11 protein-coding genes and 2 pseudogenes are annotated in these 12979 nt (G+C 73.4%); 3 read left to right on the plus strand and 10 right to left on the minus strand.

Features of this window, described 5'->3' with window-relative positions:
• Window positions 1-35: 35 nt before the first annotated feature.
• The 7 genes and pseudogenes from AB0L21_RS17780 to AB0L21_RS17810 all read right to left on the minus strand — a co-directional run bounded on the left by AB0L21_RS17780 (window position 36) and on the right by AB0L21_RS17810 (window position 7223).
• Complete coding sequence (locus AB0L21_RS17780; RefSeq protein ID WP_365784944.1) at window positions 36-1703, minus strand: SpoIIE family protein phosphatase; 1668 nt, start codon at window positions 1701-1703, stop codon at window positions 36-38.
• A complete protein-coding gene (locus AB0L21_RS17785) occupies window positions 1687-2748 on the minus strand; it encodes a SpoIIE family protein phosphatase (protein WP_365705872.1) in 1062 nt (353 codons plus the stop codon). Before AB0L21_RS17785 ends, AB0L21_RS17780 begins: the two co-directional genes overlap by 17 nt.
• Window positions 2745-3191 carry an ATP-binding protein gene (locus AB0L21_RS17790; RefSeq protein ID WP_365705874.1) on the minus strand — a complete coding sequence of 149 codons (447 nt, stop codon included), beginning with the start codon at window positions 3189-3191 and terminating at the stop codon, window positions 2745-2747. The genes AB0L21_RS17785 and AB0L21_RS17790 overlap by 4 nt, the downstream gene beginning before the upstream one ends.
• Window positions 3191-3571, minus strand: coding sequence for an STAS domain-containing protein (locus tag AB0L21_RS17795; protein ID WP_030640693.1), 381 nt, complete (start codon window positions 3569-3571; stop codon window positions 3191-3193). Before AB0L21_RS17795 ends, AB0L21_RS17790 begins: the two co-directional genes overlap by 1 nt.
• Window positions 3568-4461: an STAS domain-containing protein gene (locus AB0L21_RS17800; protein WP_365705878.1), complete on the minus strand. Its 894-nt coding sequence runs from the start codon at window positions 4459-4461 to the stop codon at window positions 3568-3570. Before AB0L21_RS17800 ends, AB0L21_RS17795 begins: the two co-directional genes overlap by 4 nt.
• Before the next feature lie 950 nt (window positions 4462-5411).
• Window positions 5412-6584 (minus strand): acyltransferase, encoded by a 1173-nt coding sequence (locus tag AB0L21_RS17805; RefSeq protein WP_365705880.1) that lies wholly within the window; start codon window positions 6582-6584, stop codon window positions 5412-5414.
• A 208-nt stretch (window positions 6585-6792) separates the two neighbouring features.
• A pseudogene (locus tag AB0L21_RS17810) lies at window positions 6793-7223 on the minus strand (TIM barrel protein).
• Window positions 7224-7304: 81 nt separating this feature from the next.
• Here AB0L21_RS17810 and AB0L21_RS17815 point away from each other — a divergent pair.
• Window positions 7305-7535 (plus strand): annotated as a pseudogene (locus AB0L21_RS17815) (LacI family transcriptional regulator); the annotation flags it as partial.
• Window positions 7536-7541: 6 nt separating this feature from the next.
• Here AB0L21_RS17815 and AB0L21_RS17820 read toward each other — a convergent pair.
• Window positions 7542-8564: a Ku protein gene (locus AB0L21_RS17820; RefSeq protein ID WP_365784946.1), complete on the minus strand. Its 1023-nt coding sequence runs from the start codon at window positions 8562-8564 to the stop codon at window positions 7542-7544.
• A 97-nt stretch (window positions 8565-8661) separates the two neighbouring features.
• Here AB0L21_RS17820 and AB0L21_RS17825 point away from each other — a divergent pair, with 97 nt between their 5' ends.
• On the plus strand, window positions 8662-10587 hold the full coding sequence (locus tag AB0L21_RS17825) for a SpoIIE family protein phosphatase (RefSeq protein ID WP_365784948.1): 1926 nt from the start codon (window positions 8662-8664) through the stop codon (window positions 10585-10587).
• Between the two features lie 228 nt (window positions 10588-10815).
• Here the strand turns inward: AB0L21_RS17825 and AB0L21_RS17830 are convergent, their stop codons facing one another.
• Together AB0L21_RS17830 and AB0L21_RS17835 are read right to left on the minus strand one after the other, a co-directional pair.
• Window positions 10816-11142, minus strand: a complete 327-nt coding sequence (locus AB0L21_RS17830) for a hypothetical protein (RefSeq protein ID WP_365784950.1) — start codon at window positions 11140-11142, stop codon at window positions 10816-10818.
• A gap of 72 nt (window positions 11143-11214) precedes the next feature.
• On the minus strand, window positions 11215-12135 hold the full coding sequence (locus AB0L21_RS17835) for a hypothetical protein (RefSeq protein ID WP_365784952.1): 921 nt from the start codon (window positions 12133-12135) through the stop codon (window positions 11215-11217).
• A gap of 394 nt (window positions 12136-12529) precedes the next feature.
• On the opposite strand from AB0L21_RS17835, the gene AB0L21_RS17840 reads away from it, so the two are divergent.
• The gene (locus AB0L21_RS17840; protein WP_365705890.1) at window positions 12530-12967 is read left to right on the plus strand and encodes a Fur family transcriptional regulator; all 438 of its coding nucleotides are present in this window, start codon (window positions 12530-12532) and stop codon (window positions 12965-12967) included.
• Window positions 12968-12979: the final 12 nt, after the last annotated feature.

Raw genomic sequence — 12979 nt, forward strand, 5'->3', positions numbered from 1 at the left:
CCGGCTCCGCACGCCAGGAGCCGGCGCACGGCTGTTCACTCCGACGTGGTGCGGCACAGCAGCAGGCAGATGTCGTCGTCGTGTTCCGAGTCGTGCAGCATCGGCTTCAGCAGCGCGTCGGCCGCCCCGTCCAGATCCGCCAGATCCGAACGGCCCAGTGCCCCCATGGCCTGGGCGAGCCGGTCGATGCCCGCGTCGATCCCGGCCGACCGCCGCTCCACCAGACCGTCCGTGTACAGCGCGAGCGTCGAGCCCACCGGCAGCTGAAGGGTGTGCTCCTCGTACGAGAACGCCATCGGAACCCCCAGCATGATCCCCGGTCTGCCCTCCAGCACCCGCACCTCGCCGTGCGGCCCGCGCGCGATGGCCGGCGGATGCCCGGCCGCCGCCCACACCACCCCCGGCTCCCCGGGCGTGAACCGGGCGATCGCGCAGGTCGCGTACAGCTCCGGCTGCTGATGGCGGAGCATCCGGTGCAACAGGGTGAGGATGCGCGCCGGGCCGTTGCCCTCCACGGCGTAGGCGCGCAGCGCGGTCCGCAGCTGGCCCATGATCACCGCCGCGCGCAGCCCGTGCCCCGTGACGTCCCCTATCACCGCCAGCACACTGCCGTCCGGCTGCGGAAAGGCGTCGTACCAGTCGCCGCCGATGTTCAGACCGTGCGTCGCCGGCAGATAGCGCGCGGCCAGGTCGAGGCCCGGGGTGGTCGGCAGTTCGGTCAGCTGGGCCCGTTGCAGGGCCTCGGCCACGTCCCGGTGCTGTTCGTACTGGCGGGCGTTGTCCAGGGCGATGCCCGCCCGCCGGGCCAGTTCCAGCAGCATCACGGTGGTGTCCGGGTCGAAACGCTCACCGGGCGCCGACAGCGTCAGCACCCCCTGCACGGTGCGGGCGCCGAGCGGCAGGCACAGCAGCGGCCGGTCCGGGGAGAGCGCGGAGGCCGGCAGGTCGTCCACGCCGGGGAGGTCACCGGGGTGGGGGCCCGCGTGCTGCGGACGGCCGGTGCGCGCCGCCGTGACCGTGGCCGCCGCCCGCTCGGCCGACGGGATCCGCTCGTCGTCCACGAGCCAGACGTCGACGTGCCGCGCGTACTCCGGGACCAGCAGCTCGGGCAGCCGGCGCAGGATGTCCTCGTGGTCCAGGGAGGCGTTCAGCACCGCGCTCGCGTTGGCCAGGAACGTCAGCAGACTGCGGGCCTTCTCCGCCTCCGCGCGCGCCGCCCGCTCCGCGTCGAGGAGTTCGCGCTGCGCCAGCGCCGCCGCCTCCAGCTCGGCGTGCAGCGCCAGCACCCCCTGGTTGGTCTGGTGCAGCTCCTCCCGGTGGAACCGCAGCAGCTTCTCCGTCTCCGCCAGGCGCGCCAGCAGCGCGGCGGTGTCCTCGTCGGCGCCCAGCAGGGCCTCGGCGAGCGGGGCGTCGTCCAGGCCGGGCAGCGGGCCGGTCACGGGGGCGGGGCAGACGAGCGTGTGCCGCCACGGCTGCGGACCGCCCAGGGCGACCCGCAGCTTCCCGCCCGCCTCGGCGGTCACGGCCAGGTCCGCGCCGCCGGTGCCGAGGGCACGGCGCAGCCGGGCGCCGAGCGCGGTCAGGAAGCGGGCGCGGTCGAGCGCGGGCATCCCGGCGTCCGCGGTGAGCCGCGCCAGCAGGGCACGGGCGCGGGCCGCGTCGGCGGCGGAGGCGATGGTCCAGTTCTCAGAGGCGGCTGTCATGGGCGCTGGTCCGGCGGTCGGGGGCCAGTACGGCCACGCTGGTGTCGTCGCGTGCGGGGCGGGCCGGGCTGCCCGCGTCGCGCAGGATGGCCGCGGCCACCACCGACGGGTCGTGGGCGAGCAGCCGGGGGTCCTCCGGAGGCCGCCATCGGCTGGGCAGCCCGTCACTGTGCACGACGAGCAGGCTGTCCGGGCGCCACGGCACCCGGCGCACCGGAACCTGCGCCGGGAAGTACGCGCCGACGATCCCCGGATGGGAGACGAGGGACGTCCAGGAGTCCCCGGTGCGCACCCGGGCGCCGACGTTGCCGACGCCCGCGAAACTCAGTTCCGCCCGGTCCGTGTCCACCTGGGCCACCGTGACCGCCGCGCCCCGGGTGGGCCGCAGCGCGGTGTGCAGCCGGCGCAGGATGTCCGCCGGCGGCAGATGCGCGGTGCGGCGCAGCTCCGCCACCGCAGCGGCGGAGGCGTGCGCGGCCTTCGGACCGTGCCCCAGACCGTCCGCGAGCAGCAGCGTCAGCAGACTCCCGCAGCGCACCCAGCTCCACGCGTCACCGCTCTGCTCGGCCTGCGCGAGGGCGATCGTGATCCCGCCCGCCGGCACCGGTGCCGCCGGTGTCCCGCGCCGGCCGGGCTCGGGGTCGATCCGCGCCGCCGCCACCGTCCCCCGGCCCGGCAGGCTGTACAGGTGGAAGGCGTTGGCGCTGCGCTGACAGCCGCCCAGACCCGCGCCGAGCGAGCCGGCGGCGGTGGACCAGCCGTCCCGCCGCGCGGCGCCGACGTCCGCGATGCCCGGACCGTGGTCGAGCGAGAACAGCTGCACCGACATGTCCTCCCCGCCGCCCGGCGGCATCACCAGGTTGACCACCATGCGGCCCCCGCCCGCGTGTCTGAGCAGATTGGTGGCCAGCTCGGTGGCCACCAGCTCGGCGGCGGCCGTGCGCGGGGCGGCGAGGCCCGCCTGTCCGCACGCCTCACGGGCCGCGATCCGGGCGTCCCGGACACGCGTGGAGTCGTGCACCGGGATCTCCCATACCCGGCTCATCCCACCCCCGGACGCGACGCGGGCACCTGGGCGACCCAGGCGACGGCGGTGACGGTCGTGCCCCGGCCGGGCTCGGTGTCCACGCTGAACTCGTGCACCAGCCGCTTCGCTCCGCTCAGCCCGAGTCCGAGGCCGCCGCCGGTGGTGTACCCGTCGGTCATGGCCAGTTCCAGGTCGCGGATGCCCGGGCCGCTGTCGATGAAACACATGCGCAGACCGCGGCTGCGGCCGTTGTCCAGCGGCGTGATCTCCGCCCGCCCGCCGCCGCCGTGCACCAGCGTGTTGCGGGCCAGCTCGCTCGCCGCCGTGACCAGCTTGGTCTGCTGCACCAGACCGAAGCCGAGCTGCGCCGCGCACTGCCGCACCTGCTGCCGGACCCAGGCCAGATCCGCGTCCGAGCCGATGGGCAGGCTCGTCACGGAAGCCTGGCCGGACGACTGCATCAGCTCCCCCTCTGGGACAGCAGTTCCATGGCACGGTCGACGTCCAGGGCGGTGACCAGGCCGGGCAGGGTGAGCCCCAGCTCGACCAGGGTGATCGCCACGGCGGGCCGCATGCCGGCCAGGACCGTACGGGCCGCCAGCAGGCTGGCCGTGGACGCGATCTCCGCGAGGACCCGGCCGAGGAACGAGTCGACGATGTCCACGCCGGAGATGTCGAGGACCACACCGGTCACCCGGCTGGTGGCGATGCGTTCGGTGATGTCGTGCTGCAACTGCTCGGCCATACCGTCGTGCAGCTCGCCCTGCAGGGAGACCAGCAGAATGTCGCCCAGGGCGAGCACCGGGACCTGGGACGGCTGGGCGGGAGTGGGCTGGTTCACCGGGCGCTCGCACCCGCGTCCGCACGGGACACCTCGATGCCCTGCTTGCCCAGCGCGTAGGCCAGCGCGTCGGACAGCGAGGCGCGGGTGAGCACCGAGCCCAGGTCGATGCCGAGCTGCACGATGGTCTGCGCGATGGCCGGACGGATTCCCGACACGATGCACTCCGCGCCCATCAGACGCGCCGCGGCCACCGTCTTCATCAGGTGCTGCGCGACGAGCGAGTCGACCGTCGGCACACCGGTGATGTCCAGGATGGCGTACCGGGCCCGCTGGTCGACGATGGCCTCCAGCAGCGATTCCATCACGACCTGGCTGCGCGCGCTGTCCAGCGTCCCGATCAGCGGTACGGCGACCGTGCCCTCCCACAACTTGATGACGGGGGTGGCCACTTCGAGCAGCTGCTGGCGCTGCCGCTCGATCAGCTCGGCGTTCGCGTCCAGCGCCGTCTCCATCACCACCAGGCGCAGCGTGCCCAGCAGCAGCGTCAGCGCCATCACGCACTCCTGGGCCTGCGGGGTGGCGGGGTCGGCGAACTCCTCGCGGAGCAGATCGACCACGGGGACGCGCAGGCCGGCCACCTCGTCGGCGATCTGGGCCGGGGTGGATCCGGTGCGGGTCCGGGTCTGGGTCATGCGCCCCAACTGGTCACGCACCGGCGTGAAGCCGGGCGCCCCGATGTCCTCCAGCCGTCCGCTGACGGCCACCTCGGACAGCGCGTCCACCACGGCCTTGCACGCCTCGACCGCCTCGTCGCGGGAGACGGTGAAGACCGAGCGGAACAGGGGGGCGTCGGCCCAGCGCTGGGCGATCTGCTCCTTGCGCCGTTCCAGGAAGGAACTCACCACCTGCGGGGCCGATTCGGCCGTGTCCTGCTCGGGCACTCTCATCCTCTCCTCTCGCACAGCCAGGTCCGCCGGCCGGCCGGCTCCCCGAACCGATCATTGCCGACCGCCCACCGTAGCTCTCGCCGTCCGACCGGGCCAAACCCGGTCCCGACACCGCGTCCATGGCAACTTTCCCCAGGTCAGCGTCGTTTGGCCGGGGACATCGGGCGGACGCCATCGGTACTGGCCGTGCCGCCGGCCGCCGCGCCGGTCGGTAGGCCGGAGGCGGCCCCGCATTGGTGTGGGGGACCGGAGCCGCGGCCGTCAGTGCCGGCGCGGCCGGTCGCCCGAGACGCCGGGTGCCGTCCCGGACGGGGCGTCCGGGGGACGGGGGCGCCGGGCGGGCCGGGTTGTACGCCGCTGCGTTGTGGTGCGGGGTAGGGGCGGGGCCGTGGGCCGCCGTGCTGTGGTGCGAGGCTGGGGCCGGGCTGTCGTGGTGCCGCGTACCGGCCGGGCCGTGGGCTGCCACGCTGTGGCTCGCGGCACGGGCTGTGCCGCGGGACTCCGTGCCGCGGGCCGGGTTGTACGCCGCTGTGTTGTGGTGCGGGGTAGGGGCGGGGCCGTGGGTCGCCGTGCTGTGGTGCGAGGCTGGGGCCGGGCTGTCGTGGTGCCGCGTACCGGCCGGGCCGTGGGCTGCCAGGCTGTGGCTCGCGGCACGGGCTGTGCCGCGGGACTCCGTGCCGCGATGCGGAGCGTTGTGTTCCGTCGCGGCGCGGACCCGTCGACGGGCAGGGGCAGGCGCAGGGCACGGCCCGGCCGTCCTCGGCCGCCGGCTCGTCCCGGTCTGCTTCCCGCGCACGGCGATTCGGCTCCTTCGGTGCGTTCACGTGGTGCCGGCCCGCCGTCGTGTGCCGCCGGGCCGGTGTCGGTGGGCCGCCTACCCCGAAACCCGCGGGACTCTCCTCGCTGTTGCGGACGTCACCCGTGCGTGCGACCGGCCGTGACCGCGGGGATCAGTCGCGCGCCGGTGCCGGGGCCTCCCGGCGGACCGGTACCGGGTCCGGCTGCGAAGAAGGACGGCGGCGCAGCAGCAGGCGCCGTGCCGGGCGCTCCACCCCCTCGTACAGCGCCCAGGACAGGGCCAGCGACACGGTGAACGCCGTCGCGGTGACCGTCAGCCCCGCCAGGGCGCCGAAGTGCGGCTTCCTGCCCAGCACCTCCGTAGCGGCGCGCAGGACCAGCAGGTGGATCATGTAGAAGGCGAACGACAGCTCCCCGAGCCGGACCATCCGCCGGCGCCGCCACAGGGACGGCAGCCCGCGCAGGTCGGCGACGGCCGCCGCCGGGATGAGCAGGGCGAACCCGGCGATGGTGCACACGGTGGCGGAGTAGCCGGGCGTGACCTGCGGGACCATGAAGTAGCCGATGACGGCCAGGGCGAGCGAGGCCTCCAGGCCGGGTCCGCGCCAGCGGCCGAGCAGCACCAGCCGCGCGGTGACCGCGCCGAGCACGAACTCGGGCAGCCGCGCGGCGGGGAACGAGTAGATCGAGTAGGTCCACCAGTGGTGGGCGTCCGCCCGGGCCAGTACCAGGACCGCCGCCATCGACAGCCCGCCCAGCGCGGCCGAGCCGCGCGCTCCGAGCCGGCGCAGCAGCAGGATCAGCAGCGGGAAGGCGGCGTAGAAGAACGCCTCGCAGGCCAGCGACCAGCTCACCGGGTTCAGCGTCTGCCACCACGGGCGCCACCAGGAGTGCAGCAGCAGCGCGTTCGCCAGCGTCTGCTTCGCCGTCGGCCGTGCCTGGTGCGTCAGCGTGTACGCCATGAGGAGCGCGACGGCGAGGGTGGCCAGGTGCACCGGGTAGATCCGGGCGACGCGCCGCCGCCAGAAGGCGAGCGCCCGGTCGCGGGGCCGCGCCGACCAGGTCAGTACGAATCCGGACAGGACGAAGAAGAACGACACTCCGGTGGCGCCGGCGCCGAAGGCCCAGGACACGAGGCGGCCACCGGTGCCGCCGAACCAGCCGAAGTTGTGCACGTGCAGCCCGAACACCAGCAGCGCCGCCATCCAGCGCAGCCCGGTGAGAGACGGCAGGGAGGGCAGGGCGGCCGGTGCGGGGGACCCGGCGGTCACGGCGCCGGTCCGGGCGGGCGGCGTCCGGAGCGCCGGGGTCGTCGCCGCAGTCATCACATCACCTGCCGCAGGGGGTTCGCGTGGGGCATGAAGGGGAACGTTGCCCGCCGACCCCCGGTCCATCACGTCGCGTCGGAAACATCACACTGCTGCCGAACGACGGACCGCCGTGTATGCCACGGACGGCGGGACCGGGTGCACCCGCACGAGTGAGCACGCTCACCTCGGTGACGGGCGCACTCCACGCCCCCCCCCGGACGGGTCAGCCGGCCAGTGCCTCGCTGATCCGCTCCAGCATGAACGCCGAGGACTCCCGGGCCCGCTCCTCCCAGGCGAACACACAGGCCGTGGCCACGCGTCGAACTCCAGTTCCCGCAGTGCCGAAGAAGGCGTCCCGGTCGACCTCGCCCTGCCCGATGTCCACCGCGGTGATCTCGATCATCCGCTTCCAGTAGCGGACGGCAGCCTGCCGCTCCTCCTCGTCGGGCGAGGACCACTTGTAGAGGGGCAGTACCGAGGAGAGCCGTACGCCGTGCGCGCGCAGGGACTTCTTCAGCTTCACCACCCGGGTGTCGTCCGCCCACGGGTGCAGGAAGAACGGCGTGAAGTCGTCGCGCGGAGTCCAGCCAGCGTGCGCACCATGTCGTCGATCGGCAGGGCGCGGAACATGTACGGGTCGAGGGCGATCTTCACGCGGTGCCTCCGTAGAGCGCGGGACGGGGCTTCATGCCGACGGTGACGACGGCGCCCCCGGTCTCCAGGGAGCGGACGGCGGGGCGGATGCTGCTCGCCGAACGGGACGCGGGTACGCCGCTGCCGACGGCCGTCGTCGCCGGCAACGACCCCAGCGCCATGGGCTTCTTGATGGCGCTGACCTGGCTGATGGCCGAACACGCCGTCCGGTTCGCCGTCCAGCGCCTGGAGGACCCCGAACTGGAGCCCAGGGAAGCGGAGTCGGATCCCAAGCCGGTCGTCCGGGGGACGGCCGGAGCGCCGCCGGTCTGACCCGGTTCAGGCCGCGGCACCCTGCCGGCCGAGGGCCTCGATCAGCTGCTCGCGGTTCATCTTCGACCGGCCCGGTACGCCCGCGGCACCCGCCCGCTCGTACAGTTCCGCCTTCGACAGGGACGCGAGATCCCCGGTAGCCTCCGGCCGCCTGGCCTGCTTGGTCCGCGTCGCCCGCTCGGCCGGCTTCCCGCGAGCGGGCCGCTTCCGGCCGGCGGGCTTCCCGCCGCCGGCCTTGCGGCCCCGGGACCGGCTCTGTTCGACGCTGCGGCTGAGCGCCTCCATGAGGTCGATGACGTTGGTCGCCTCCGGCGGCTCCGGTTCGCCGACGATCTGCTCGCCCTTGCGCTTGGCCTCCACCAGCCGTTCGACGCGCTCCTCGTAGGTGTCGCGGTACTCGCGCGGGTCCCAGTCGATGGTGAGGGCGTCGATCAGCTGCCCGGCCGTCCGCAGCTCCTTGCTGTCCGCCCTGGTGTGCCGCTCCGGCAGCAGATCCACCACGTCGGCGGGGTCACGTACCTCGTCGGCCCAGTGCAGGGTGTGCAGGACCAGGACGGCCGGCTGCGCGCGCAGCGCGGTCAGGTACTCCTTGCCGCGCATGGTGAGCGTGGCGATCCCGGCCTTGTCCGCGCGATCCAGCGCCGCCCGCATCAGCTCGTACACCTTCATGTACTCCTTGCCGCGCGGGCCGACGTAGTACGTGCGGTCGAAGTAGACGGGCTCGACCTCGTGAAGGTCCACGAACCCGGCCAGGTCGATCACCTTCGACCGCCCCGGCGCGATCTCCTCCAGCTCCTCCGGCTCCACGACGACGTACTCGCCCTCGTCCAGCTCGTAGCCCTTGACGATCCGGTCCGTGGAGACCTCCTTGCCGGTGCGTTCGTTGACCCGCTTGTTGCGGATCCGGTCCGAGGTACCGCGCTGGAGCTGGTGGAAGTGCACGGTGTGGTCCTCGGTGGCGGTGTACAGCCCCACGGGCAGGGTGACCAGCCCGAAGGTCAGGACTCCGGTCCAGATCGGTCTCGCCACGGCTCCTCGCCTCCCGTCCCAGGGGGTTCTTCTCCGGCTAAATCCGAATAAACAGAAGTATCTTCTGATTAAATAGTCCCCTGGTATCGTTGATAACATGGGTAATAGATCGCTGATCCTGGAGGCGGCGACCGAACTGCTGGAGGCGTCACCGACCGGGGACGTGGCCACCCGCGGCGTAGCCGAGAAGGCGGGTGTGCGGCCTGTCATCTACCGCCTCTTCGGCGACAAGGACAGCCTCCTGGCCGCGGTCGTGGATCAGGGGTTCGCGCGGTATCTGGCCGCCGAACGGGCCGCCGAGCCGACCACCGATCCGGTCGCGGACCTACGGCGTGGCTGGGACCAGCACACCCGGTTCGCTCTGGAGCACCCCAACCTGTACCGCCTGGTGGCCGCCCCGGGGCCGGCCTGCGTACCCACGGCGATCGATGAGATGCACGCGCTGCTGCACGCCACGCTGGAGCGCGTGGCACGGGCCGGGCGCCTCGCGCTCGAGCCGGACCGGGCGGCCGACACCGTGATTTCGGCGAACACCGGCGTCGCGCTCACCCTGCTGACCCGGCCCCGCATGCGCCCCGACACCGACCTGTCGGCGCGGGTCAGGGACGTGGTGCCGGCCGGGGTCCTGACGCCGGAGATGTCCGTGGGCGACTCATCCCCGCCGGTACGCACGCAGCGGGCCGCCACGACCCTGTCGGCGTTGCTGCGCCGCGACCCTCCGCGGTCGTTCACGCCCGCGGAACGAGCGTTGCTGTCCGCATGGCTCACCCGGCTCATCGACGGCGGCGCCATACCTGGATCCCGCACCGGCGGATCCGCTACCGGCGGATCTACCGACGGATCCCGCGCCAACCCGCACCACGGACCGGAGCACGACGTGACGGCCGCGACGACGAAGACATCCACCACCGAGGTCCTGCCGGCCTGGAACCGGGGATCACATCACCCGCTCTGGCTGGCCGTCCCGCTGCTGCTGGTCATCGCCATCCCGACGGCCGACGCGTTCCTGCCGCCGGACATCCATCTCGCCCACCTCCTGGTCGTCGCCGCCGCGCTCACCGCCATGGCCTACGGCCCGAGACCCACGGCGCTGGTCGGCGCACTCGCCGTCCTCGCGCTGATCACCGCCGGGACGGAGCGGGGGACCCTCGTCACCGAGAGCGTTCTGGTCGAACTGTGCACGCTCGCGGCGCTCTGCGCGCTCCTGGTCGCCTTCACCCACCTGCGGGACCGGCGCGGGCGGGAACTGCTCAGAGCGCGTGCCGTCTCGGACACCGCACAACGTGTCGTCCTGCGTCCGCTCCCCACGCGCGCCGGACCGCTGTCCCTCGCCGGCGAGTACCACAGTGCCGAGGCCGACACCTACATCGGCGGCGACCTCTACGCCGCCGCCCGCACCTCCCGCTCCACCCGCCTGGTCATCGGGGACGTCCGCGGCAAGGGCCTCGCCTCCATCAGTGACACCGCCATCGTGCTGGGAGCCTTCCGCGCCGCCGCGCACCGCCCCGTCCCGCTGCCGGAACTCGTCGCCTACGTGGAGGACGCCGTCCGCTGGGGTCTCCAGGAGTTCTCGGAAGTCGACCCGGACGTCGGGGAACGCTTCGTGACCGCCGTCGTGCTCGACATCCCGGACGACCAGCCGGTGGTGCACATGATCAGCTGCGGGCATCCGCCGCCGCTCCTGCTGTGCCGGTCGTCCGGGACCGCCACCGCGCTCCATGTCACCGACCCCGCCCCGCCGCTCGGTCTGGGCGCCCTGTCCGACACCACCTACACGGCGGCGACCTTCCCCTTCCACGACGGGGACAGGATCCTGCTCTACACCGACGGGGTCACCGAGACCCGCGACAGCGGCGGCGCGTTCTACCCGCTCGCCGAACGCCTCGCGAAGTGGTCCGACCTCGACCCCGGCCCCCTCCTGCGGGAGATCGTCGCCGACCTGCGCGACCACGCGGGCGGACTGGTCCACGACGACATGGCCATGATGGTCGTACAGCGCGACGAAGCGCCCGCCGCCGGCTGACGGACGGAGCCGCGCGGCGTGGCTGCGCCCCGCTCAGGGTGGTAGAGCCACCACCCCCCTCGGCGCTTGCCCCTTCATCGCGGCCGACGCACGGTTGAAAAGGAAATTGGGGTATGAAACGGGCATTGCTGGCACCAATGTCCGTGTGCGCAGGCCGCTGCCCACCCCAAGTCGTCTGGTGGGCCGCCGGTCTGACGGTTCCTCACGTCCGATTCACCTGATGGTTCCTCAGAAACCCTGCAGAGGAGACTGGTTATGCGTTCTGCGAAGTGGCCTCTCGCTGCCGTGGCGGGTCTCGCCCTCGCGCTGGGCGGTGCCGCGGCGTCGGCCTCCGCCGCTCCGGCGTCCCCGGCGGCAGCGCACCACACCGTCGATGACCAGGGCTGGTACGGCGATCACGACTACGGCGGCCACGACCACGACGGATACGGTCACGGGGGCTATGGTCACGGCGGCTACGGCCATGACGGATCCGGCCATGGAGGTCATGGCGGTTACGGAGGCGGTCATGGCGGAGGCGGTCACGGCGGTGGCGGTCACGGTGGAGGTGGTCACGGCCGATAGTTCCGTCGCCAAGGGGGCCGGTACCGGACCGGTCCCCTTCGGCTCGCCCGAAGAGCCACGCCGTCAGCCGCGAGAACCCGCACCCGCGGCCGGCCGCTCCACCCGTGCGGCGGCCTTCTCGGCCCGGCGCCGGGCCTCCCTGACCGCACGGCCGGCCCGCCGCTCCCGGTCCCGCGCGTCCCGCTCCGCGGCCCGGGCCCGCTGCTGGTCCTCCTCAGCGTCCCGCAGCCGTTCCCGCAGTTCACGCACCCCCTCCTCCGCGTCGGCCAGCCGCGCGCCGGCCTCCTCCAGCGCCCGCGCGGCGGCGTCGGCCGCCTCTTCGTGTGCGCGCAGCTCCCGCTCGGCCTCGCGGGCCTCGGCGAGGCGTCGGCGCTGTTCCTCGTCCTCTCGGCCCTTGTCCTCGTGCAGGGCCGTGTCCTCTCGCCGGCCCTCGTCTTCCTCGCGGCCCTTGCCCCGGGTGGGCTTCCTCGGCTCGGGAGCGGGCCGGCGGCCGAGCAGGGCCTCGTCGGCCGCCGGGAACCCGATCACCGAGCTGAGCGGCTTCACCAGCCGGCCCGCCGCCCACTCCCGCCCGGCGTCCGGATCGGCGAGCGCGGCGTGCAGGGTCTCCTCGACCTCGCGCTGGACGCCCTCGCCCACCGGATGCCCCGCCTGCGCGGCCAGCTGCCGGGCCTGCCGTCCCAGCGTGCCGATCACCTCGTTCTGCCGGCGGGCCAGCTTGCGCAGCTGTGTCCCGTTCAGCTCGCGGTGCGCGCGGCGCAGCTCCTCGCCGAGGCCGAGCAGCGACTGGACCTCTTCCGGCTGCCGGCGCACCAGCAGATTGCTGACCCAGGCGGCCAGGCTCGGCCGCCGCAACGCGCCGATCTCCTTGGCGAGGGCCTGGTCACCGGCCTTGCGGGCGTCCAGGGCGCGGCGGTCGCGGGCGGCCACGAACTCCTCCGGTCGCAGCCCGTACAGCTCGTCGGCGACGGTGTCCAGGTCCATGAGCGTCCCTCTCGACGGCCACCTCGATGACGGGGTCTGAGTTTCTCACTGGGGCGGGTTTATGTGCTCTACGGGTTCGTGTGCCCTGTGGCGTGCATCGGTTCGTGTGCCCTGTGGCGTGCATCGGCGGGCGTTCGCGGCGCGCGCCGAGTCACCGGTTCGGAGGACTGTCCGGCTCGCCGCGCGGATCGCGCCCATCCGGGGCAACATGATGCGGGCATGCCCGGGACAGCGTCCGGCCGGCCCGGAAGGCGCATGCATGAGCAAAGGCACGGCGAGCGGCGTAGGGGGCGGGAGGTGGGCGCGGACGTGGACGTCGGGCGACGACACGCGGCCAAAATTGCATCGTTCGTTTTCTTGAATCCCTCGTGTTTATGAGGATAGGTTCGGCCGCATGACCGCCTCCCCGACTCCGACCACCGCCGAGGAACTCCGCGGTGCCGGCCTGCGCGTGACGGCAGCCCGCGTCGCGCTGCTGGAGACCGTCCGGGACGGCGACCACCTCGGCGTCGAGGCGATCGCCTCCGGAGTCCGCGATCGCGTAGGCCACATCTCCCTGCAAGCCGTCTACGAGGCCCTTCACGCGCTGAGCGCGGCGGGTCTCGTACGCCGTATCGAGCCGGCCGGCCATCCGGCCCGGTACGAGGGGCGTGTGGGCGACAACCACCACCACATCGTGTGCCGGTCCTGCGGCGCCGTCGCCGACGTCGACTGTGCCGTCGGTGACGCGCCCTGCCTGACCGCCGCCGACGACCACGGCTTCGCCATCGACGAGGCGGAGGTCGTGTACTGGGGCCTGTGCCCCGACTGTTCCACCGGCCGCAGTTCCTGAGCACCGAGTTCC

This window comes from Streptomyces sp. NPDC052721, from assembly GCF_040678315.1.
Taxonomy (GTDB): Bacteria; Actinomycetota; Actinomycetes; order Streptomycetales; family Streptomycetaceae; genus Streptomyces.